The following is a 23,452-nucleotide window of genomic DNA, read 5'->3' as shown; positions in this document are numbered from 1 at the left end:
CAAATAACTCAACGGATCATCCTCACCATGCCTAAGCTTTTCCCTGGCCAATATCACAGCCGAAGCGGCTTCCACTCGCGGCGGGCATGGCTCGCCCCCACCCTCGCCGCGGCCCTGCTGCTGGCCGGCGCCGCGCATGCGGCCTGGCCAGATCCGGCCAAACCGATCCGTGTCGTCGTGGGTTTCCCTGCCGGCGGCGGCGCCGACGCCCTCGCGCGCGCTGTCGCTCCTGCCCTGTCGGAGCAGCTCAAGGCCAACGTCATTGTCGATAACAAGCCCGGCGCCGGCGGCCTGATCGCAACTGACATGGTGGCCAAGTCAGCGCCCGATGGCTACACGCTCTATGTCGCCACGCCTGGCTCCTTCACCATCTGGCCAAACCTGCGCAAATTGCCATACGACGCGCACAAGGACTTCACGCCGGTGAGCTTGATGGTCACCATGCCAAATGTGCTGGTCACCGGACCCACTTCGCCGTACAAGGACCTGCACGGCATGATGGCTTCCGTGCGCGCTGCCGGAGGCAAGTTCGCCTACGCATCGGGCGGCAATGGCACGATTGGCCAGATCGCGGCGGAACAGTTCAAGATGCTGACCGGCCTGCAGATGCAGCACATACCTTACAAGGGCACAACGCCGGCGCTAACCGACGTGATGGCCGGCATTGTGCCGATTACCTTCTCTGACCCTTCCGCCAAACCGCTGATTGCCTCGGCCAAGCTGCGCATCCTTGCGGTGACCACCGCCCGCCGCTCACCGCAGTTCCCCGATGTGCCCACGGTGGCGGAGGCCGGCGTGGCAGGCTACGAGGTGACCAATTGGTATGGCCTGGTGGCACCGGCCGGCGTGCCGGCTGACGTCATCCAGCAACTGAACGCCGCGCTGGTCAAGGTCATGGCCAATCCGGAAATCCGCCAACGCCTGGAGCTCTCCGGCATGGATGCGACGTCGAGCTCGCCGGCCCAGTTCGGGCAGTTGCTCGTTCGCGAACGCACCAAATGGGGCGAGGTGATCCACAAAGCCGGGATTCAGGGAGACTGACCCCAAGCCATGACCAAGATCCAGCGTTTTCCGCAGCTTGCGCACTGGGGTGCCTTCACCGCCGTCGTCGAAGACGGGCGGCTGGTACGGTGCGAGCCCTTTGCGGCCGACCCCAATCCCTCCCCGATGCTCGAGTCGATCGTGCCGATGGTGTATTCGCCCACGCGGATTCGCCAGCCGATGGTGCGCCGGGGCTGGCTGCAGCGACGTGAAGCTGCCGATGGCAATGAACGCGGGCGTGACGACTTCGTCGAAGTCACTTGGGACGTGGCGCTCGATCTCGTCGCGAGTGAGATCCGGCGGGTCCGTGAGATGCACGGTCCAGAGGGCGTTTTCGCCGGGTCCTATGGTTGGTCCTCGGCGGGACGCCTCCACCACGCACGCTCGCTGGTCCGCCGCTTCCACTTTGCCGGCGGCGGCTGCGTCGATCAGGTCGGCAACTACAGCTGGGGAACCGCACAGTTCCTGCTGCCCCATGTGATCGGCACAGACCGGCCGTTGACCGGACGAGTCACAACGTGGCCAAGCATCATCGCCCACACCGAGGTCTTCCTCGCCTTCGGCGGTCTGGCACTCAAGAATGGTCAGGTCTCATCCGGCGGCGCGGCCGAACACACACAGGAAGGCTGGTTACGGCAACTGGCTGCCAGCCGCGCCACGGTAATCAACATCAGCCCCACGCGCGACGATTGCCCGGCGTTCCTGAATGCGGAGTGGATACCCATCCGGCCGAATACCGATGTGGCGCTGATGCTGGCGCTTGCGTACGAGTTGCGCAGCGCGCAAACGCATGACGTCGATTTCCTGCAGCGACACTGCAGCGGCTGGCCGACGCTGGAAGCCTACCTGCTGGGCGAAAGCGACGGCGTGCCCAAGACTTCCGCATGGGCCGCGGACATCTCCGGTGTGCCGGCGGCACGGATCGCGCGCCTGGCGCGGCAGCTCGCGGGCAAGCGCAGCTACCTGACCTGCAGCTTTGCCGTGCAGCGTGCCCACCGCGGCGAGCAGCCTTACTGGATGGCGATCGCACTGGCTGCCGTGCTTGGCCAGATCGGCCTGCCGGGCGGGGGATTCGGCTTCGGGCATGGTTCGATGAACGGCGTGGGCAATCCGCGCGTGGCCACTCCCGGACCGGAGATGCCGGTCGGGCGCAATCCCGCCAACCTGGATATCCCCGCCGCACGCATAGCCGACATGCTGCTGCAGCCTGGGGAGCCATACCGCTTTCGCGGCGAAACGCAGCAGTATCCCGCCGTCAAGCTGGTGCACTGGGCGGGCGGCAATCCGTTTCACCATCATCAGCAGCTCGCGCGCCTGCGCCAAGCTTGGAGCCAGCCGCAAACGGTGATCGTGCACGACATCTGGTGGACCGCTACCGCGCGCCATGCCGATATCGTGCTACCGGCCACCAGCGCGCTGGAGCGCAACGATATCGGTGGCTCGTCGCGTGACCGCTTTGTGCTGGCCATGCACCGCGCCATCGCACCGCTCCACCAGGCGCGCAGCGATCTCGAGATCTTCACCGAACTCGCCGTGCGGCTCGGCTACGCCGAGCACTATACCGAAGGCCGCGATGAAGCCGACTGGATCCGTGCCATCTACGCCCGCTGCCGGGAGGCTCAGACAAGCGCGGATATCGTGCTGCCCGATTTCGAAACATTCTGGCAGCAAGGGCATGTAGCGCTGCCGGGGCCCAAGGAAGATTTCGTGTTGTTCTCGGATTTCCGCAGCGATCCGGAAAACCATCCGCTGCGCACCCCGAGCGGGCGTATCGAATTGGCCAGCCCTACCCTTGCGGCGCTGTCCGTGGATTGCGGCAGCCATCCCAACTGGCAACCACCTGTCGAATGGCTAGGCGCACCGCTGGCGGCTCGGTATCCGTTGCACCTGGTATCGGTCCAACCGGCCGACCGGTTGCACAGCCAACTTGACCCTGCGCCGCTGACGCAGGCAGGCAAGGTCGCAGGGACGGAACGCATTACGCTGCACCCGCAGGAAGCCGCCCGGCGTGGCCTGGTAGCCGGCATGCGGGTACGCGTTCACAATGGGCGGGGCACCCTTGAGGCCGGGCTCGCGACCAGCGACGGCATTGCTCCAGGCGTGGCTGTAATGGCAACGGGTGCCTGGTACTCACCCGATGCCGATGGAGTAGACGTTGCCGGCGCCGCCAATACGCTAACGCTGGATATTGGCACCTCGGACCTCACGCAAGGACCCAATGCCATGAGTTGCCTGGTGCAGGTGGCGGAACGGTAGACGGCCCGGTCGGATGCCAGCGGCTATTTGCTGGCCTGCACGACCTCGGCCCACTCTTCATCTCCGACTTCTGGCCGAAGGCAAGTCATTGGCCAATTGCATCCAGCAGAAGTTCGTCGTCGAGCAGCTCGAGCGTTTTTGCGCGTCGCGTAGGGCGTGCGTGGCCTGCGGCGTGCTCCGTCGCCTGCACGATAGTCATTGCGTGGAGTTGTAGGCTATGCTCGGGAGGGCTTTCTACTGCCGCGAACGATGGAAAGCCTGCAAGTGCGGTGCTGACGCCTCCAGATATGTGTCGCCGCTCAAGAGTTACCTGGAAGGTCATCATGAATTTCATGGCTTGTCTCCTAGCGGTGGCATGTCCACCTGCTGCAGATCGCTTTTCCGCCAATGCCGAGATCTGAACGCTGTTACCTACCCTTGCGCTGACGCTTGCTAATCGCACGGAGCACCGCAGTGAGGTTGCGGCAGATGCGTAGCGTGCATGGCGGGAGCGTATTCAGTCTATGGCCAGGGACCTGGCAGCAGCCGTGTGCGGATCTAGCCAATCCCGCTTCCAGCGAGGCGAGAAAACGTCGACGGGATTCAGAACAACGCAGTCGAAGCAGTATGGGAACTGATCTCGGTCCGACACCCACGCCATAGGTATTTGAAGCCTCGAGCCTTGGGATACCAATATGAGTCAGCAGCGCAAGGCGGCACAGTGCCTGCTCGTCCTATTGGTCAACGCTGGAAACGCACCAAGGTCGCCCATGTGCCACAACTGGTCAACACTGATCGGATACCTTGCGGCCAGGCGACCGAACCAACCGCCAAACGCTTCGTCGTCGAACGGACGCGGAGCAACGGGCCAAGGCCTGACGCCCTTAGGAGAGCAGGGTTCGCGCTGCATTCTCTATGTGACCAACGTCGATGGCCTCCTGCCCATCCCGGATCGTGAGTTCTGCGAAAACAGTCAAGACGCGCGACACTTCCCCTGTTAGCCCCCCACTTGCAGTCAGAATGGCATGTACCATCGTGAAGTGTAGTAGTCGTGGGTCTTCCGCACTTAGTGTGACGAGGGCGCACTGGCGTGGAGCATGTTGTAGCGTGGAACGACGGTCGTCTCCACCGCCCACCACCATTCTTCTTTGTTGACGAACGTGGGCGAGCCCGCCAGCCTCGTGCCGGCCGCACGAGCTCACCCGCCTGCGATGGCGATCGGACTAGCGTGTCCAGCAGGACAAGGCAGGCCGGTCGTTCAGTTTGGCTTCAATACCCGCAGCCGCAGAAGCTCGATGTTCGCGCGGCCATACATCTGGCGCTTGAGGAACTTGAGCCGGTTGACGTGACCGTCGGTCTGGCCATTGCTCCATGGCAGCCTGAAGGCCGCCCGCACAGCCGGTAAGTCCGCGCGCAGGCTTTGCGCGAACCTACGCATTTCCGCAGCGTCGCAGCGCGACAGACGCTTCAACCATCGATCGAACTGCCGCGGACTTCGCCGGGTGCATGAGCCCGAGAAACTCCCGCGCGAGGCTGCGAACCTCGCCCACCACGGGTTCGATCTTGCACAGCGCCTGCACGAAGCGCTCGTGGTCCGCGCTCCTGGGCTCCTCGACGGCGAGCTTCCTCCATCCGACAAGCCATCCGAACACGCGCCGGGCCGACGGTCACGGCATCGTGCGCACGGGTGCCTGGACAAGTGGTGCCTTGCCCTGCGGAAAGAGGAGGCGGACCACGCAATACTGCACGGCGGCGCGACTGCCCGTATAGCCTCGCTGCTTGAGTTCTTGCCAGATCTCTCTCGGACAGCGACAGCCCTGGGCGATTCGTTCCTCGATATAGCTGCGATAGGGATCCAGAGGCGTCGGACCCCGCGCTTTGGGCGCGCGCTCGGGGAAGGCCCCCGCGGTGATGAACTTGTGCACGATTCGATGGTCGATTGAGAGCTCGCGCCCGATTCCTTTCATCGTGCCGCCCTGGGCGCGTAGCGCCATCACCCGCTCGTACAGCGCCAGCCGCGTGGCGCGTCGCTGATCGCTCAGGCGCTGCCATGACCGCAGTGAGGTGCGGCTCAGCAACCCCTGCCGGCCCAGGGTCACGCCACCGGCCTCGACTTGCTGCGCGGGTTGGCGCAGCCAGATTCTTGGCATCTGCCCGAAAGCCGTCAAAAATCAGTGGGGTTGAGTTCACTCAAGCCGAACCACGGGCAAGGCCCGAAATTTCTCTTGCACTTATCTGATATAGCAGATACTGTTATCTCATTAAAGTAAGGAGCCCCCTCTTGGATCATTACTCGAAGGAAAACTTCCAACTCACCCGAAGCATTGGTTTTTTCCTCAACCGCGCCCGCAACTCGCTGCTGATGGAAATGGATGCGGCGCTGAAGGAGGTGGATATCACCGCCCAGCAAATGGGCATCCTGCTGTCACTGACCCATGGCGTTGCAGCGACCCCGTTCGAGCTAAGCAAGCTCCTCGGCATTGACACCGGCCTGATGACCCGCATGCTGGACAAACTGGAGAACAAGGGCCTGCTAGCACGCAGCCGGAGCAGCGACGATCGCCGTGTGGTCAACCTGACGCTGACGCCGAAGGGAAAGGCGGTTGCCGAGCGCATTCCGGAAATTGCCCCGAAGGTGCTCAATGCTCGCCTGAAGACGTTCAGCCAGGAAGAATTCGCCGAGTTTCTCCGCCTGCTTGCCAAATTTGCGGACGCCTGACTGCGCCGCGTGTCCGGCTATTACCGGACGCGACGGCTGCGTGCCCGCCGGCGTGGTTCACCATCACCATGATGCTCAGCGTGGTCGGACTGCCGATCGTATGGAATAGCCAGAGCGCGCGCCAAAGTCACTTCTTCACGTCCCGCTCACGCCACGTTCACCGCACTGCCATCTGCGGTCATCCTCGCTGAGGCGTTCGCCGGAAAACCAAGCCATTCCAGGTGTCTAGCTCTTCAGCTGTAGAGCCCGCGCCGCGCCCGCTCGCTGTGTAGTCAGCCTCTGGCTATAAAATCTAAAACCGTTAAAAATCAGTGACTTGACCGGATATGCTAGCCGCGCAGCGGGGCAAGCGCTGGATCTCCCTTGCATTTATCTGACTTATCAGCTACTGTTACATCAGCAAAGCAAAGAAGGCCCCACCGTGGATCACTACTCGAAGGAAAACTACCACCTCACGCAGAGCGTCGGGTTCTTTCTCAATCGTGCCCGCGACGGCCTCCTGGTCGAAATGGATGCGGCACTGAAAGACCTGAATATCAACGCCCAGCAAATGGGGATTTTGCTGCTGCTGACGCGTGGCGTTGCCGATACCCCGTTCGAGATGAGCAAGCTGCTCGGCATTGACAGCGGCCTGATGACCCGCATGCTGGACAAGCTGGAAAGCAAGGGTCTGCTGGCGCGCAGCCGTAGCACAGACGATCGTCGGATGGTCAACCTGACGCTGACGGAGAAGGGCATAGCCGTAGCGGGACACATTCCGGAGGTGGCGCCAAAGGTGCTCAATGCCCGCCTGAAAGCGTTCAGCCAGGAAGAATTCGATGAATTCCACCGACTCCTTGCCAAGTTTGCGAACGTTTGATCTCTTTTTTTTGCTCATTTAACTGACAAATCAGACAATGAATAATCAGATTAACTCCTCGGCACGCCGCTTCATGGGCCCCGCGCTCTCGGTGCTGATGGCAGCAGTCCTGGCCGGCTGCGCCAACTACGCCGGCATCCACAGCGACAAGCACATCGCCGAAGCCACTTCCTATGCCACCACGCAAAGCATCCCTGCCGAGCAAGGCCACTGGCCTTCGGCCGACTGGGCCGACCAGTTCGGCGACACCCAGCTCAAGGCGCTGATCGGCGAAGCGCTGCAAGGCAACCCCTCGCTGGAAAAGGCGCGGGCTCGGGTAGCCTCCGCCACGGCGCTCAGTGAAGGCGCCAATGCCAATACGCTGCCGCAGGTGGGTGCCGGCTATTCGTGGACGCGTCAACGCTTTTCGGAAAGCACGCTCCTGCCGCCCTCGTTCGCCGGGTCCTGGCAATCGGAAAACAAGGCGATCATCACCGCCTCTTATGAACTTGATCTGTGGGGCAAGAACCGCGAGGCCCTGAAGTCCACGGTATCCGCGGTGCGCGCCAGCGAGGCCGAGGCGGAACAGGTGAAGCTGACGCTAAGCAGCGCGATTGCCCGGGCCTACAACGAACTGGCCCGCCTCTACGCACTGCACGACATTGCGCAGGACGAATTGAAGCAGCGCCGGGAAGTACTGCGCGTGACCAACGGGCGCGTGACCATGGGGCTGGAGACCGAGGTCGAGAAGCGCACCGCGGAAGCCAACCTGGCCGCCAGCGAAGTCGCACTCTCCTCGCTCGACGGCAATATCCAGCGCACGCGTTACCAACTGGGCGCGCTGCTCGGCCAGGGCCCGGACCGCGGCCTGGCGATCAGCCGCCCCACCCTCGCCACCGGCGACGAAGTCCGCCTGCCCGACAACCTGCCGGCCGACCTGGTCTCGCGCCGCCCCGACATCGTCGCCGCACGCTGGCGCGTCGACGCCACCCTGCACGACATCAAGGTGGCCAAGGCGGAGTTCTATCCGGACATCAACCTCTCCCTCGCAATGGGCCTCGACGCCTTTGGCTGGGGCCGCTTGCTGCACGCCGCCAGTCGCACGGCATCGGCCGGTTCTGCGATCCACCTGCCGATCTTCGATGGCGGCGCGCTGCGCGCCCAGCTCAAGGGCCGCTACGCCGAATTCGACTTTGCCGTCGCCAACTACAACGAGACGCTGGTGAACGCCCTGACCGACGTTGCGACCCAACTCTCCGACATCCGCGCCATCGACACGCAGATCGACAGCGCGATCCGCACCGACACCGCTGCGCGGCGCGCGCTGACCCTGGCCCTGGCGCAGTACAAGGCAGGCCTGACCACCCAGCTCACCGTGTTGAACGCGCAGACCAATGCGCTCGCCAGCAGCCAGGTGGTGGCTAACCTGCGCATGAATCGCCGCGACCGGCAGATTGCTCTCGCTGCAGCACTGGGCGGTGGCTATGCCGATACCTCCGACTCGACCAAACAGGCGGCCCTGCCCCGCTAACCCCGCTTTCAACGAACACGAACAGGTGACAACATGAACGAAACCACCAAGTCCGATCAAGCTGCCGATCAAGCTACCGTCGAAGCCCAATCTCCCAAGCAGAATACCCGCAAGCGCCTGCTTGCCCTGCTCGCCCTGACCAGCGCGCTCGCCGCGGCCGGCTACGGCGCCTACTACTACACCGTCGCGCGCTTTCACGAGGAGACCGATGACGCCTACGTCAACGGCAACCTGGTCCAGCTCACGCCGCAAGTCACTGGCACGGTGGTCGCGGTCAATGCCGACGACACGCAGATCGTGAAGGCCGGCGAGCCGGTGGTGTCCCTCGACGCCGCCGATGCCAGGGTTGCGCTCGCCAGCGCCGAAGCCGCGCTGGGCCAGACCGTACGGCAAGTCAGCGCGCTTTACGTCAACAACAACGTGCTCGACGCCACGGTGCAGCAACGCCAGGCAGACCTCGCCCGCGCCAGGGACGACCTGCGTCGCCGTACCGAGGTGGGGGAAGCCGGCGCGGTGGCTGCCGAAGACGTGGCGCACGCTCGCGATGCGGTCAAGACCGCCGAAGCCGCGCTCGAAAGCGCTCGCCAGCAACTGGCCTCGAACCATGCCTTGACCGACCAGGCTTCCGTTGCCGACCATCCCAGCGTGCTCGCCTCCGCGGCCAAGGTGCGCGATGCGTATCTGGCCAATGCTCGCAACACGCTACCGGCCCCCCTCACGGGATACGTGGCGCGGCGCTCGGTGCAGGTGGGCCAGCGCGTGGCCCCGGGCACGCCGCTGATGGCGATCGTGCCGCTCGATGGCGTGTGGGTGGACGCCAATTTCAAGGAAGTTCAGCTCAAGCACATCCGCGTGGGCCAGCCAGTCGAGCTGCATGCCGACCTGTACGGCGGCGGCGTGACCTATCACGGCAAGGTCGTCGGCTTCTCGGCCGGCACCGGCAGCGCGTTCTCGGCCCTGCCCGCGCAGAACGCCACCGGCAACTGGATCAAGGTTGTGCAGCGCCTGCCCGTGCGTATCCTGCTCGATCCGGAGGAACTGCGCGCGCACCCGCTGCAGATCGGCCTGTCGATGCAGGTCGACGTGGAAACGCACACGGCCGCCGGTTCGCAGCTCGCCACCAGCGGCGCAACGCCGTACCGCACGACCTATCGCACCGATGTGTTCCAGCGCTATGGCGAAGAGGCCGACCGCGAGATCACACGGATCATCGCGCAGAACAGTAGCGGCAAGTCCGGCACGGAAGTGGCGAAGCAACCGGCGCAGCGCGCGCCGCGAGTGGCAAAGCGCCAGCCGCGTGCTGAACCGGTTACGCAAGCGGCCGGGGCCTGAGCACCGCACGGGCACACACAAGCTCTCTCTCGCCCATTTATCTGATACGTCAGATTAATAACCGGGCCGCCGTCGCAGACCGCGCGGCGGCCCCCAAAGCGAATCTCTTTCGGAAGGCCCCCATGCAATCCCCAGCCCAGATCCAGACCGCACCCGCGCCGCTCACCGGCGGCAAGCTCGTGCTGGGAAGCTTAGCCGTGGCCCTGGCCACATTCATGAACGTGCTGGACTCGTCGATCGCCAACGTCGCGATTCCGACCATTTCCGGCAACCTCGGTGTGTCGATCGACGAAGGCACCTGGGTGATCACTTTGTTCGCCGCCGCCAATGCGGTCGCGATTCCGTTGACGGGCTGGCTGACCCAACGTGTGGGTCAGATCCGTCTGTTCGTCGCCGCCATCCTGCTGTTTGTGCTGTCGTCCTGGCTGTGCGGCATTGCCCCCAACCTGACCGTGCTGCTTGCTGCCCGCATCCTGCAGGGCGCGGTCGCAGGACCGCTTATCCCATTGTCGCAATCCATCCTGCTGGGCTCGTATCCCAAGGAAAAGAGCGCCATGGCACTGGCCCTGTGGGCCATGACCGCCACCGTAGGCCCGATCGCCGGCCCCGCACTGGGCGGCTGGATGACGGACAGCTACTCGTGGTCCTGGATCTTCTACATCAACGTGCCGGTTGGCCTGTTTGCCGCGGCCGTTACGTGGGCCATCTACAAGGACCGCGAGACGCCGGCCCGCAAGCTGCCGATCGACCTGGTGGGCCTGGCCTCGCTGATCACCTGGGTCGCCTCGTTGCAGATCATGCTCGACAAGGGCAAGGACCTGGACTGGTTCAGCTCTCCGGTCATCATCATCCTGGCGATCGTGGCGATGCTCAGCTTCCTCTTCTTCGTCATCTGGGAACTGACCGAGCCGAACCCGATCATCGACCTTCGCCTGTTCAAGGGTCGCAACTTCCTGGCCGGCACCGTCGCCATCTCGGTTGCCTATGCGGTCTTCTTTGCCAACCTGGTCGTGCTGCCGCAATGGATGCAACAGTTCCTGGCCTACCCCGCCGTCAACGCCGGCCTGGTGACCGCGCCGCTGGGCATCTTCGCCGTGCTGCTCGCGCCGGTGCTGGGCAAGCTCTTGCACAAGGCGGAGTTGCGCGTGCTTGCCACGCTTTCCTTCGTCGGCTTCGCCGCTGTCTTCTTCATGCGCTCCCACTACACCACCGGCGTGGATACCTTCACCCTGGTGCTGCCCACCTTGCTGCAAGGCATTCCGACCGCGCTCCTCTTCGTGCCGCTGACCACGATCATCCTCTCGGGCCTGCCGCCCGAGAAGATCCCCGCCGCCGCAGGCCTGTCCAACTTCGCCCGCGTGTTCTGCGGCGCGGTGGGTACGTCGCTGGCCACCACCGGCTGGAACAACCGCGCCGTGCTGCACCACGCCCAACTGGCCGAGCAGGCCAGCCCGAACAACCCGCTGTACGGTGCCGCCCTCCAGTCGATCCAATCGACGCTGGGCTTTACGCCGGGCCAGGCCGTCGCCTACTTCGAGCGCAGCCTGAACACGCAAGCCATCATGCTTGGCCTGAACGACATCTTCTGGATCTCGGGCGTGATCTTCATTGCAATCGTGCCGCTGATCTGGCTCACCAAGCCGATCAAGGGCCAAGTATCGGAGGCCGCCGCGGCCGCGCACTGAAGCCAGGACCATCCACAGATCATCCGGAGCCATCGATGATGCGACGCACTTTCCTCATTGCCGCCGGCAGGCGAATCGGCCGTGCGTCTTACCATCTTGCCACCGCTAGCTGGCGTAGCGCCTCCTTTCTGTCGGTGATGGCAACCCAAACGATGACTGCTTCCATGGTGGGCGCCCTGCTGCTGATGACGCTGGCATGCTCGTTGTACGTCATCGGTATGGGACTGGGACATGTGGGCGGCATCCGGCGCTAGCGCGGCAAGGCCAACGCCCTGCGGCCCATTCGAACCGGGTCGGCTTGCGCAGGATTAGAGTTGCGGCCCGAGTCGGTATAGCAGCCTTTCGACGTTGTCGCGCAGGTTGCACAGCAGATGCCAGCGATCGGAGACTTGCCTGGCTGCCGGCAGCGCGATGTCGACCGCCTCGGAGTAGGCCCCGGCCCGGTCCCTGGCGACGATCTCGATCGATGGGTGCGCACGCATCCACGCGGCCACCGCAGTTGTTTCCCTACCGGCGAACACTTCAATCGGCTCACGTCGCTCCAGGTCGACGATGATCGTTCCGTACTGGTGACCGCGCGCAATCGCCCAATCATCGATGCCGACGACCCGCGGTCGTGGTTTGCGCTTGCGCCCAGGAACTCTTCGCAACTCCCGCAGCACGGTGTCGGCACTGGTGCGCAAGCCCAAGGCGTTAGCAAGCCGGGCTGCCGCTTCACCACCGAGGGCGTGGCCCAGCGCGTGCAACGCCCGAGCCTGTGATCGCGTTCGGCGTTGATGCCGACCGGCCAAGGCGTGGATGTTCTCGGCAAAGGTACGACGGGGGCAGCCGGCATTCGCACACTTGAAGCGACGCACCTCCACGGCGAGAACGACCCGCTGCTCAAGCATCGGACGTTCTTCCAGCCTGCGCACATAGCTGCCGTGGAGTCGGTTTCTCCAACGACGGCAGGCAGGACAAGGTGCCGCGCGAACCGTACTGCAGGCTTCGACAGTGATGGTCTCCCCTCGCGCGTCGCTGGAGACGACGCGCTTACCCACACGGGCGAGAATACGATCGATCCCACTGAGAACTTGGCTCATGGTAACGATCAACGTAGGGCTAGATCGGCACGAAATCAAGCCCTCGACGCGGCCGTCACACAAAGTGCGGAAGACCCGTAATCGTGTTCCGTTTGCGAAGTAAAGTTGATACGCGCCTTGATTACGCCTATATCACCGTTTCACGGCTATCCTTCACTGCCGCAGTTCGGGGCGCGCGTGTCCGCTGCGTTCCTACGCTTATGCGGTGGCAATGCGCCCCGGCTTTTGCCTCACCGGCCTAGATTGCAGCCTTTTTTGGCCATGACGCGGAAGAATGCTTCTTTTAGTCAACGAGATCGAAGCCGCGTAGTCAGCGTAAGAGGTAGTAAAGATGCGCCCAAGCGACGGACCAGCGATAGTTCCAACTTTACTTCGCGCCGCCGGATAGTGCCAAGATTACTACTCTCAAAATGGTAGTAATCTTGGTACGGAGACTAATGCAGGAATCGCTAACCTATTGATTTACAACGTCTCCTGGTAAGGACCGGAGGGAGTATTTTTACTACACTTCACGGTTTCAATGAGCGATTTCGACGCCAAGCATTTAATCGAATCCTCAATCACCTACGTCTCAATCCACCGCCACCACTGGGTTCGCAGCTGTGTGCTGGATTTCAGCATAATGCTGTCGCCCCAGCCGACCCATTCCATGGCCACGGATGGCCTCCGCTCAGAGGCGCCACTCGACACATCACCGGCGTTTGATCCGACCACCCAGTCTGGCTAGGCCAACGCGCCCATGAACCGAGGCCCTACTCGGTGCTGGCTTGCACCATAACCTACAGCGATAGCGTTCGAAGAAGGAATTCTTATGCAACAGTGCACGCATTTTCTAGAATCACCCGTACTCCTCGCCGCCGTGCGAGGGCTCTTGTACCGTCTGAGAAGGAGTATCTGTGGACAAACGAGTCGAATCCGCCATCTCGCATTGGGCGCCACGCTTTATCAGCAACGGCGTGTTGCTTGCCGATTTTCAGGAGGTCACCGCTGGCATCAGCCATTGGGATGATTGGTGCCGCGCATGGTCGGCGCGAGCTGCAGTCCACGAGGCCGTGGGACGCGACGCCCTATCAGAGGGCTACTTCACGAGCGCCGGTGAGCACCTGTCTCGGGCGGGGGTCTACTATCACTTCGCCAAGTTTCTTTTCGTTCAGGATCCCGCGCAATTGCGCGCTGCACATGTGAAGGCGATCGAGTGCAAGCAACTAGCCATCCCATATTTGCGTCCACCGGCCCGGCGCGTTGAAATCCCGTTCGAAGGCGGCGTGCTTGCCGGTTTCCTCCGACTTCCCCCTGGCACCGTCAAGCCTCCGGTTATGGTTATGATTCCAGGGTTGGATTCAGCCAAGGAAGAGATCGAGCCTTACGAACTCCCGTTTCTTGCGCGCGGGATCGCGACATTGATGGTCGACGGCCCCGGTATTGGAGAAGCCGAGTACGACTTTCCGATCCGCGGTGACTACGAGGTCCCGGTGAAATCGATCATTGACTGGATCGCGACGCGTCCGGAAGTAGACGGAGAGAACGTCGGTCTCTGGGGGGTCAGTCTGGGCGGATACTATGCGCCCCGCGCCGCAGCCTTCGAGAAGCGCATCAAGGCATGCATCGCGTTAGCAGGTCCTTACGATTTCTCGGTCGGCTGGGAGCAGTTGCCCGAGTTGACGCGCGAGGCGTTTCGCGTCCGCAGTCACTGCTCGACGCAGGCAGAAGCCCTCAACTTCAGCGCGACGCTGACGCTCGGGAACGGTATCGCGCGTCAAATCGAGTGTCCCCTCTTCCTGGTTGCCGGCAAGCTCGACCGGCTGGTTCCCTGGCAGCAGGTGAAGCGAATCGCAGATGAAGCCAGCGGTCCGGTTGAACTTATCATCGTCGAAGACGGCAACCACATTGCGAACAACCGCACCTACCGATACCGGACGCGCAGCGCCGATTGGATGGCCCAGCAGCTCGGCCTGCCACGCGTCTAGCCACGAAGACACAACACCACCCCGGAATGACTAAATTGGCACTGGAAGCACTCAAGTCCATGGCAAGATGTCTTGTAGCATCGTGCGTCCTGCTGGAGGCCATGTCAGCGAACGCGGGCGATTTTCCGACTCACGCCTTGCGTTTGGTTTCGGCTGCCTCCGCCGGTAGCGCTTCCGACATCATCGGACGCATGATTGCCAGCGAGCTCGCAGCCGCCCTGGGTGTGCCTGTCTACCTGGAGAACAAGCCGGGCGCCAGCGGTCTGATAGCGATCAACACCTTGCTTGCCGCCCCTCCCGACGGGTACACCGTCTATATCTCCACGAGCAGTCACACGGTAAATCCAGTGATATCGAAGGTGCCCTACGATCCCGTCCGAGACTTTGTAGGCGTCACCCCACTCGCGGTGGTGCCTAATATTCTCGTGGTGGGAGAGAAGAGCAAATTCAGGTCCGTCAAGGACATCGTGGACGCAGCGAAGGCAGAACCTGGCAAGCTTAACTACGCGTCGGTGGGTGTCGGAACGGCCACCTACATGAACGCGGAGAAGTTTCGCGTCGCTGCTGGCATCAGCGCGACCCATATTCCGTTCAAAGGCTCGATGGAAGCTATGACAGAGACGATCAGTGGGCGTGTCGATTATTTCTTTGCCCCGCTCGTTTCGGCGTTTCCCCTCGTGAAGGAAGGACGGCTGAAGGCACTGGCGGTAGGAACCAATAAGCGGTTGGCGCTCCTTCCCAACGTACCAACGATGGCAGAGGCGGGCGTGGCCAATGCCGACTACTTGTTTTGGATCGGAATGCTGGTGCCTGCAAAGACGCCGCGGGCCACCATTGCCAAGCTTAATCAAGCCGCAAAGAGGGCACTTGAAGCGCGGCAGGTGCGAGAGCAATTGGAGCATCTCGGCGCAGAGCCCTACTCGATGAGTGCCGAGGACTTCGACGCAAGGATCAAGGCGGAGCTCGATACCAACGCGAAGCTCGTCAAATCGGCTGGCATCAAAACTGACTGAACTCGCTGCCTTTGATGGCCGGGCCATTTTCAATTCACACCGATTCACGAGGAGCCTATGCTTGCAGCATGGTATGAACGCAATGGAGAGGCAGCGGACGTCCTCCATGTGGGCCAGATGCCCGACGCCGAGCCAGGGCCCAATGAAGTCAGAATTGCACTGAGGTCGGCCGGCGTGAACCCATCTGACGTCAAAATGCGCATGGGGTTGCGCAAGCGCATGGAGTTCCCGCGCGTCATCCCCGGCTGCGATGGCGCCGGAGTCGTCGACAAGGTCGGGGCAGGCGTAGACACCGAATGGATAGGCCGCCGCGTCTGGACGTATGAAGCGCAATGGAATCGTCCTTTTGGAACTTCAGCCGAATTCGTCGTCGTCCCTATCGCGCAGGTCGCCCGACTTCCTGCAGAGCTTGGCTTCGATGCAGGAGCCTGTTTGGGGGTGCCCTACATGACTGCCCACCGCGCTGTATTTTCCGACGGCGACGTGGCCGGCAAGACACTGCTTGTCCAAGGCGGCGCCGGCGTGGTCGGTCACTATGCAACCCAACTCGCCAAGTGGGCCGGCGCTCGGGTCATTACAACAGTGAGTAACGAGGCGAAGGCACTTCATGCTGAACGAGCAGGTGCGGACCACATCGTTAATTACAAGTCTGAGCCGTTGCGTGAGGTCATCTTCGACCTGACGGCCGGAAAGGGCGTTGATCGCATCATCGAAGTCGAACTCGGTCAGAACATCGCGCTTGACTTCGAATTGATTCGTCCTTACGGGACGATCGCCACCTACGGCTCGCAGGCTGTTCACAACGCGGAGATTTCGCATTTCAGCATGAGTCCGAAGAATGCCCGCATCCAGATGATCTTCGTGTATACGATGCCCACCGAAGCGAAGCAACAGGCCATCGACAACCTTGCGACATGGGTCGCCACTCGAACTGCGATCTTCGCTGTCGCACAACGCTTTCCTTTGAGTGAGATCGTTGCCGCGCATGCAGGCGTCGAACAAGGGGAGAAGATCGGCCACATGTTGCTCACGCTTGCTTCATCGACGGCGAACAGCGAGTAGTTCCCGTCAAATATCCCTGGACAAAGCAGAAAAGCACTACGTGGTACTCCAAGGCGAGGTCTGCACTTTCATGGGACCGAGGCCGCTGTTCGCAAGTAATACGACTCGATATGCAGAGTACAGAATGAGCCGCACCGTGTCGAGAAGCAATCCAGCTTTCCGCGCTTCTTCTGCTGGCTATGCCTTACCCCAATTTGGAACGGCGGCGTCGGAGGACTATACGCGCCGGAGCTAGTCAACTGTCGCTCGAATTGTCCCGGACTCTCAGCCGCGCCATCTGCTCGCTAGAGCTTCCGCAACAAGTACACACCCATCCCCGCATCCAGCGATGCGGGGATAGGTCGCGCTCGTCCTTGCGGCTGGCGCCTCGGGCCACAACGACACGGAAACGGCTTTCGCAGTGCATACATCAAAAACTATAGGAGACAAAGTTGAAATCGAGTCGCACTTGTCTTACCAAGGTCGCCGCCATGGCCAGCGTCGCTTCGCTGTTTGGGCTTTCGGGTGTCGCACATGCTGGAAACGTGCAACTTTATGGTTTGCTCGATACCTATGTCGGAAGCATCAAGCCCAGTGGCGCGGCGCGGAGTTCCTTCCAGCTGGATAACGGCGGTGAGACCACACCGTTCTGGGGCATGGCTGGTGAAGAAGACCTCGGCGGTGGGTGGAGCAGCGTGTTCGCCCTGGAAAGCTACTTCATGGTCGATACGGGTGGGCTCGGTCGGAACTCCGCTGACTCGATGTTCGCCCGTGCTGCATACGTGGGGCTCTCTTCCGACACGTACGGTACTGTGCGCCTCGGTCGCAACTCCACCCCGATGTTATACATCACGGGCCAGTTCGACCCGTTCGCAGCATCAACGCGTTTTTCCCCGCTCACGAATCAGACCTACACGCCAAACTTCGGGCGCCTGATTCACGGTGACACTGGCTGGAGCAACTCAGCTCGCTATCTCTCGCCTACCTTCGGTGGCTTTAGCGTTCAGTTCATGTATGCCCTTGGGGAAGCGGCAACCACAAACGGCAACAACAATGTCGGCGGCATCATCCGTTACCAGAACGGACCGATTGACCTTGCTGTGGGCGGGAACTACGTGAAATTCGGCACTGCGGTTACGCCAACGGAACCGGCCCAAAAGGTATTGTTCGCTGGAGCTTCGTACGACTTCAAGGTCACGAAGCTGTTCCTGACATACATACAGACGCGAAACGATGGTTCTGATTTGCGCACCCACACATACCACGTTGGTGCATCGACCCCGCTGGGCCCTGGCCGTCTTAACGCAAGCTATGTCTGGACAAAGAATGACCAGAACACTGCGAGCGACTTCCATCGCGCCACAGCCGGCATCGGCTACAGCTATTTCCTCTCGAAACGGACTGACGTGTACGCAAACTACCTCTACGACAAGCTGAGCAACGCGGGAACGGGCAACACCTTCGGCGTCGGCCTGCGTCACAAGTTCTAAGCATCATCGCAATCCAGGGCGAGTTGTTCGCTCGCCTTGGACGCATTCATCCCGAATTGCTCTGGAGAACCAGGAAACATCCGTCAGGTCGCCTTTCGTGGCAGCTTTGACACTTCAGCAAGCGCCAGCTCATCTTCTTCTGGGCCAACTTGCAACACTGTATCAATTGCCGCTGCGTCCCATTGCGGCGCGATCATTTGTATGAACGCCTGGGTATTGTGCGAGACAAAGGCATCACGGTGAATCCAGATGCTGACCACAGAGGGGGGAAAGAGATGCTGGGCGTCGATGCTGGCGAGCTCAGTATCTCTAGCTGAGTCAAACGCGATTGAAGGGATAGTGGCGACACCAAGTCCTGCCTCGACATAGGCTTTGATGATGCCGGCATCGGTCGCGCTCATCACCACTTTCGGACTCAATCCAGCAGCCTCCATACTGCTTAGCACCGAGACGCCGGCAGAGAAGCTGCTATCAAGGCTGACGAGCGGATACCTTGCCAGGTCCTTCAGCGTGACTCGAGATAGCTTGGTCAGATCGTGGCCTTTGGGTGTAATGATGAAACGCCCAGTCTGGTAGCACGGTAGGCGCACCAGGTCGGTCGTAGGGCTCGCAGCTGGCGAGATGCTCACACCGAAGTCGGCGACCCCGCTTGAGACCAGGCTGGCGACCTGGTCGGGATTGCATTGCATGAGGCGAATATCCACCTCTGGAAATGCCTGCTTGAATTTTCTGACGAGGGGCAGCAGGACATAGCGCGCCTGCACATGCGTGGCTGCAACCGTGAGGGTTCCGCTGGGCGACTCACTGAAATCCCTGCCCAGCAGCCGAAGCCTCTCAACGTCACGAAGAATCCTCTTCGCGATAGTGACCGCCACTTCCCCTGCGGGGGTCAATCCCACGATCCGATTTCGGCGTCTAACCAGCAACGTAGCGCCGACCTCTTCCTCGAGCAGCTTGAGCTGTTTGCTGATGCCTGGTTGCGAAGTGAACAGGCTTTTCGCGGCTTCCGTGAGGTTACAGGAATGGCCTTCGACCGCAACGAGGTACCGGCACTGCTGGATGTTCATAACTAGACTATACCCGTAGGTTATCGAATCCAAGAAAAACGTTCCTGTACATTATAGCCGTGCATTCGTAAAGTCAATCCCGAGCGGCTCTACGGTCTGCGGCTGCGCGAATGAAAAGGAAAGGAAAAGAAACGATGACACAAGATGCACGAGTGCGGTCAGCGATCGCACACTGGGGGCCAAGGTTCGTATCGAACGGCGTACTCCTGGCCGACTTCAACGAAGTGACGGCTGGAATCCCACGCTGGGAGGATTGGTGCCAAGCGTGGTGCGACCGGGCAGCGGTGCACGAGGCGCTCGGCACCCAAGCGCTGGCGAACCGCTACTACCGCACCGCGGGGGAACACCTGAATCGGGCGGCCGTGTACTACCACTTCGCAAAGTTTGTCTTTGTGAACGACGTTGAACAGATGCAGCAGGCGCACATGAAGGCGGTGACGTGCCGCACTATGGCTCTGGCGCACATCGACCCTCCTGGTGAGCGCATCGAGTTTCCGTTCCTGGACGGAAACCTTGTCGGTGTCCTTCGCAAGCCGAATGGCATTGAGAATCCGCCGCTCGTCATCTTCGTGCCTGGCGTCGACTCGGCCAAGGAAGAACTCGAAGCATACGAGCTCCCATTCCTGGCTCGCGGCATGGCCACCTTCATCATGGACGGCCCCGGCCAAGGCGAGTCGGAATATCGCTACCCCATTCGCGGCGACTATGAGGTTGCGGTCACGGCGGCAGTCGATTGGGCGCTGACACGCAACGACCTGAACACCAATGCCATCGGGTTGGTCGGCGTCAGCCTGGGCGGCTACTATGCGCCGCGCGCTGTCGCCTATGAGAAGCGCATTCGCGCCTGCGTGAGTCTGTCCGGCCCGTTCGACCTGGGCGACCTCTGGGATGACCTGCCGGAGCTGACCAGGGAAGCGTTCCGCGTCAGGTCGAAGTGCAACTCGGATGAAGAGGCCCGCGCCCGTGCTTCCACGTTGACGCTGAAGGAAGCCGCGAAGCACATCGAATGCCCGCTGATGCTTGTGGCTGGCAAGCAAGACCGCCTGGTGCCGTGGACTGATGCGTTGAAGATTGCTGAGCTGGCGCCGGCTAAATGCGAACTCATCGTGGTGGACGACGGCAATCACATCGTCAACAACCGCCCCTATCGGTATCGTTCCCAGATTGCGGACTGGATGCTGGAGCGGCTTACGGCATAGTTCGTAGACTGCGGTTCCAAAGGGCAAAAAAGAGGAGACCAAAATGAACAACTCAAGGCGTATGCTGCTCAAGGCAATCGCCGCGGGAGTCGCCGCCCCCATGGCGTCGTCCGTGCACGCTCAGGGCACGGTTAGGCGCCTCATCGCGGGCTTCACTCCTGGAAGCGTTTCGGATACGGTAGCGCGGGTGCTGTCGGAGCGTCTCAAGCTCACAAGTGGCGATACCTATCTCGTCGAGAACCGGCTCGGAGCAGGCGGCCTTATCGCGGCGCAATCCGTAATCCGCGCAGAGCCTGATGGCAAGTCCATCCTGGTCCATTCGTCCGCATTCACGGTCGCACCGCTTCTGCGCCCGAAGATGATTGATACGGCGAACCTGACGCCCCTCATTGCATTGGCATCCGCACCGACGGTGCTGGTGACCTACCCGGGAAGACGTATCAAGACCTTCCAGGGACTCATCGAATATGCACGTGCGAACCCTGGCAAGCTGTTTGCCGCGTCGGCCGGCATCGGCACCTCCTCGCACATGAACCTGGAGCGCCTGAAGTATGCCGCCAGAATCGACATCACTCATGTGCCGATGAAAGGTTCGCCGGACGCGCTCAATGAAGTGATTGCCGGCCGCGCGGACGTCTACTTTGCGGCCCTTGCCCAAGCCTTGCCGTACATCAAGGACGGGAGGCTCATTCCGCTCGCCATCGGGTCGCCGAATCGGACGCCGCTGCTGCCGGACCTGCCCACGACGGTCGAGGCTGGCTATCCGGGGTCCGAGTACCTCGCATGGTTTGGTGCACTCATCTCTACTGCGACCCCGGCGCCGCTCATGTCGAGGCTCTACACGGACTTCAAAACGGTTCTTGACGAACCGGACACCAAGCGTCGCCTGGTCGACCTGGCCTGTGACCCAATGTCGATGAGCCAGGCAGAGTTCTCCGAACTCATCCGCAAGGAGTTCGTATCGAACGCAAAGCTCATCAAGGAGGCAAACATCAAGATTTGAGTTCACCCAGCGTTATTTCGAGCAATCGATTGACCAGAATGGCGAGCGCGAGACGGAACGAAGGCATTGCGCGAACCGCTTCCGAACAATTCCATTCGCTGGTGATTTAAGCAGTCCCGCTCATGTCGGACCTCGCTTGTCCTTTCATCCTTATCGCGACAGAACCAGTAAACATCCCGGACGTTACGCGCCATAGCCGCACTCCACGGGCCACATGCAACGCATCAACACAGAAGATAGAGAGAGACAGATGAATGCCAAGAACCAGCACATCGTCGCAGCCCTGACCGCGTTAGCGCTCGCCACGGCGGTGCGATGGAGAAAAGTGCTGCCGGCCATCGCCGTCATGGGCACTCTAAAGCTGATTTCCGGTTGTGCCATGGACGACAAGGGAAAACCATCGGCGATGCTGGGTGAGAAGGCTCAGCACGCCCTGATTGACATCTTCCAGAAGAAAGACCCGGACGCCGTGGATCGCTGGTTCGCCGAGCCTTTCGTGCAGCATGATCCGATGATTGCGGACGGACTGGCGGGGGAGCGGGCATTTGCGCGCGACGTCGCCAGCTCTCCGAATGCGAGTATCACTATCTACCGCACATTGATCGACGGCGACCTGGTGTTGGTACATTCGAAGTATGAGGGTCTCAAGGATCGTCCGGCGCTGATCGCGTTCGACTTGTTCCGCTTCAAGCACGGCAAGATTGTCGAGCACTGGGGGGGGCAGGAGCCGCTGGCGCCGCCAAATCCCGCCGGCCGTACGCAGGTCGATGGTCCCACTACCATCACCGATCTCGATAGGACCGAAGCAAATCGCGCGCTCGTGCAATCTTTCAAGCAAGTGGTGACTGTGGAACAGCATTTCGACCGCATGGGCGAGTTCATCGACACCATGCACTACGCGCAGCACGCATCGAAAGTTGGCGATGGCGCTGCACGCCTGCAAACTCGGATCAATGATGTGGTTCAGGCTGGAGCCGGTTCCGCCAAGCCTAAAACCGGGCCGGTGCTCGAGCCACGCCGCTTTATCGCGGAAGGCAACTTCGTGCTCGCGATCGTCGATGCGAATGCGGTATCGGGACACACGGCCAATTACGACCTGTTCCGCGTCGAGAATGGCAAGATCGCCGAGCACTGGGATGTCCTTTCGCTCATCCCGCCGCCCGAGCAGCGCAAGAACAGCAACGATCCGTTTTAGATCAGGGCACCCGCCGCCGCGGCGCTGGTTTCACCGCCGCTCGGACGGGCTCACCGGTATGCCGGCTGCCCTGTACCATCAGAGGGTCGGCCGGGATTCGTCAAATATCCGCCACATCTCCGCTAAGCGGCTGATTTGAAAGGAAAATCGATCGTTGGATCGAGCGGCGCGGAGCCCGCCTCTGGAGGTCCGGCAGGTAGTTCCCGAGCCGATTGATATGCTCGCGCCGGTAAGGGGAAAGCACCTTCAGCACCTCGACATCGACGGGATGTCCTTTCTCCTGCAATTCCTTGAGCTTGCGCAACGGCGCTGTCACGTTGAAGGTCACGGGCCGGCACATCGGCAGGTGGCGTCGCGACTCAGAAGGCAGTGGACGGATTTGGGGCGATGCCAGTAAAAATACGCCACGAGTCGAACCGCGCGGCAAGCTGCTTGCGATATAGCGATGGGCGCAGCAGATGTCGCTTGAGCGCAAAGTGCTGGCGGATGGAACCGAAGCTCGAGAGAAAAGCCTGCGTGCGCTCAGGCAGGCGAAAACCGCGCATGCGCCGCTCGCGTTCACGGGTGGGCTGCTGGCTGTTTTCGGCGCGGTTGTTCACGCGGGCACTGGCCTTCACGAACACGTGCCGGACGTTCGCAAGCTCAGGGATCCCGGCCTTTGCGACCGGATAGCTGCGCAGCTGGTCGGTGACAATCTTGCGCGGTACCTCATGGCAAGCCGCCAGGACACGCTTGAAGATGCGTTTGGCCGCGGCCTTGTCGCGGCGTTTCTGCAGCAGAATATCGAGTTCAGCGCCATGCTGATCGACGGCGCGCCACAGCAGGTAGGGTTCGCCGCACAGCCTCACGAACACCTCGTCGAGATGCCAGGTCGAGTCCGCCTTGCGGCGTGCCGCCTTGACGCAGTGGGCGACGGTCGCACCGAACTTGTCGCACCAGCGGCGGATCGCCCGTATCGACCAGACCATAAATGGTCACCGACGAGCTTTGGGCCTGAGCCCCTCCCATCAGCGC

At 61.6% G+C, this 23,452-nt stretch carries 16 protein-coding genes and 5 pseudogenes; 16 read left to right on the top strand and 5 right to left on the bottom strand.

The features are described 5' to 3' along the window. The first annotated feature begins 27 nt into the window (after nt 1–27). The 3 genes and pseudogenes from ACYP5B_RS19285 to ACYP5B_RS19275 form a co-directional block, all read left to right on the top strand. Complete coding sequence (locus ACYP5B_RS19285; protein ID WP_459570771.1) at nt 28–1,041, top strand: Bug family tripartite tricarboxylate transporter substrate binding protein; 1,014 nt, start codon at nt 28–30, stop codon at nt 1,039–1,041. 9 nt (nt 1,042–1,050) lie between these two features. Continuing rightward, a complete protein-coding gene (locus tag ACYP5B_RS19280) occupies nt 1,051–3,297 on the top strand; it encodes a molybdopterin-dependent oxidoreductase (protein WP_459570770.1) in 2,247 nt (748 codons plus the stop codon). 70 nt (nt 3,298–3,367) lie between these two features. Beyond that, a pseudogene (locus tag ACYP5B_RS19275) lies at nt 3,368–3,610 on the top strand (ISKra4-like element ISBusp5 family transposase); the annotation flags it as partial. A gap of 924 nt (nt 3,611–4,534) precedes the next feature. On the opposite strand, the pseudogene ACYP5B_RS19270 reads toward ACYP5B_RS19275, so the two are convergent. Beyond that, nucleotides 4,535–5,411, bottom strand: a pseudogene (locus ACYP5B_RS19270) (ISL3 family transposase); the annotation flags it as partial. A 146-nt stretch (nt 5,412–5,557) separates the two neighbouring features. On the opposite strand from ACYP5B_RS19270, the gene ACYP5B_RS19265 reads away from it, so the two are divergent. The 6 genes from ACYP5B_RS19265 to ACYP5B_RS19240 all read left to right on the top strand — a co-directional run bounded on the left by ACYP5B_RS19265 (nt 5,558) and on the right by ACYP5B_RS19240 (nt 11,635). Continuing rightward, complete coding sequence (locus ACYP5B_RS19265) at nt 5,558–5,995, top strand: MarR family winged helix-turn-helix transcriptional regulator (RefSeq protein ID WP_459570769.1); 438 nt, start codon at nt 5,558–5,560, stop codon at nt 5,993–5,995. Nucleotides 5,996–6,416: 421 nt separating this feature from the next. Next, on the top strand, nt 6,417–6,854 hold the full coding sequence (locus ACYP5B_RS19260) for a MarR family winged helix-turn-helix transcriptional regulator (protein ID WP_459570768.1): 438 nt from the start codon (nt 6,417–6,419) through the stop codon (nt 6,852–6,854). A 37-nt stretch (nt 6,855–6,891) separates the two neighbouring features. Beyond that, the gene (locus tag ACYP5B_RS19255) at nt 6,892–8,364 is read left to right on the top strand and encodes an efflux transporter outer membrane subunit (RefSeq protein WP_318233698.1); all 1,473 of its coding nucleotides are present in this window, start codon (nt 6,892–6,894) and stop codon (nt 8,362–8,364) included. Nucleotides 8,365–8,397: 33 nt separating this feature from the next. Next, nucleotides 8,398–9,696 carry an HlyD family secretion protein gene (locus tag ACYP5B_RS19250; RefSeq protein ID WP_459570767.1) on the top strand — a complete coding sequence of 433 codons (1,299 nt, stop codon included), beginning with the start codon at nt 8,398–8,400 and terminating at the stop codon, nt 9,694–9,696. Between the two features lie 122 nt (nt 9,697–9,818). Continuing rightward, on the top strand, nt 9,819–11,381 hold the full coding sequence (locus ACYP5B_RS19245; RefSeq protein ID WP_400100990.1) for a DHA2 family efflux MFS transporter permease subunit: 1,563 nt from the start codon (nt 9,819–9,821) through the stop codon (nt 11,379–11,381). Nucleotides 11,382–11,416: 35 nt separating this feature from the next. After that, a complete protein-coding gene (locus ACYP5B_RS19240; RefSeq protein WP_459570765.1) occupies nt 11,417–11,635 on the top strand; it encodes a hypothetical protein in 219 nt (72 codons plus the stop codon). A 57-nt stretch (nt 11,636–11,692) separates the two neighbouring features. On the opposite strand, the pseudogene ACYP5B_RS19235 reads toward ACYP5B_RS19240, so the two are convergent. Continuing rightward, nucleotides 11,693–12,463, bottom strand: a pseudogene (locus ACYP5B_RS19235) (ISL3 family transposase); the annotation flags it as partial. An 896-nt stretch (nt 12,464–13,359) separates the two neighbouring features. Between ACYP5B_RS19235 and ACYP5B_RS19230 the strand changes: the two are divergent. The 4 genes from ACYP5B_RS19230 (at nt 13,360) to ACYP5B_RS19215 (ending at nt 17,974) form a co-directional block, all read left to right on the top strand. Beyond that, nucleotides 13,360–14,430, top strand: a complete 1,071-nt coding sequence (locus ACYP5B_RS19230; RefSeq protein ID WP_459570764.1) for an alpha/beta hydrolase family protein — start codon at nt 13,360–13,362, stop codon at nt 14,428–14,430. Between the two features lie 35 nt (nt 14,431–14,465). Beyond that, nucleotides 14,466–15,443 carry a tripartite tricarboxylate transporter substrate-binding protein gene (locus ACYP5B_RS19225; protein WP_459570763.1) on the top strand — a complete coding sequence of 326 codons (978 nt, stop codon included), beginning with the start codon at nt 14,466–14,468 and terminating at the stop codon, nt 15,441–15,443. 57 nt (nt 15,444–15,500) lie between these two features. After that, entirely contained in the window at nt 15,501–16,505 is a 1,005-nt protein-coding gene (locus ACYP5B_RS19220; protein WP_459570762.1) for an NADPH:quinone reductase, read from the top strand. Nucleotides 16,506–16,936: 431 nt separating this feature from the next. Continuing rightward, a complete protein-coding gene (locus ACYP5B_RS19215) occupies nt 16,937–17,974 on the top strand; it encodes a porin (protein ID WP_459570761.1) in 1,038 nt (345 codons plus the stop codon). Nucleotides 17,975–18,057: 83 nt separating this feature from the next. Here the strand turns inward: ACYP5B_RS19215 and ACYP5B_RS19210 are convergent, their stop codons facing one another. Further along, nucleotides 18,058–19,074, bottom strand: coding sequence for a LysR substrate-binding domain-containing protein (locus ACYP5B_RS19210; RefSeq protein ID WP_459570760.1), 1,017 nt, complete (start codon nt 19,072–19,074; stop codon nt 18,058–18,060). A gap of 101 nt (nt 19,075–19,175) precedes the next feature. Here ACYP5B_RS19210 and ACYP5B_RS19205 point away from each other — a divergent pair, with 101 nt between their 5' ends. From ACYP5B_RS19205 to ACYP5B_RS19195, 3 genes are all read left to right on the top strand, one after another. Then, nucleotides 19,176–20,240, top strand: coding sequence for an alpha/beta hydrolase family protein (locus ACYP5B_RS19205; protein WP_459570759.1), 1,065 nt, complete (start codon nt 19,176–19,178; stop codon nt 20,238–20,240). A 43-nt stretch (nt 20,241–20,283) separates the two neighbouring features. Next, nucleotides 20,284–21,243, top strand: a complete 960-nt coding sequence (locus tag ACYP5B_RS19200) for a Bug family tripartite tricarboxylate transporter substrate binding protein (RefSeq protein ID WP_459570757.1) — start codon at nt 20,284–20,286, stop codon at nt 21,241–21,243. Between the two features lie 250 nt (nt 21,244–21,493). Then, nucleotides 21,494–22,438, top strand: coding sequence for a nuclear transport factor 2 family protein (locus tag ACYP5B_RS19195; RefSeq protein ID WP_459570755.1), 945 nt, complete (start codon nt 21,494–21,496; stop codon nt 22,436–22,438). Between the two features lie 122 nt (nt 22,439–22,560). On the opposite strand, the pseudogene ACYP5B_RS19190 reads toward ACYP5B_RS19195, so the two are convergent. Then, nucleotides 22,561–22,748, bottom strand: a pseudogene (locus tag ACYP5B_RS19190) (Tn3 family transposase); the annotation flags it as partial. Nucleotides 22,749–22,797: 49 nt separating this feature from the next. Continuing rightward, nucleotides 22,798–23,391, bottom strand: a pseudogene (locus tag ACYP5B_RS19185) (IS6 family transposase); the annotation flags it as partial. Nucleotides 23,392–23,452 lie beyond the last annotated feature (61 nt).

This window comes from Cupriavidus sp. 8B (assembly GCF_054589115.1).
This window is presented reverse-complemented; position numbering and strand designations above follow the sequence as displayed.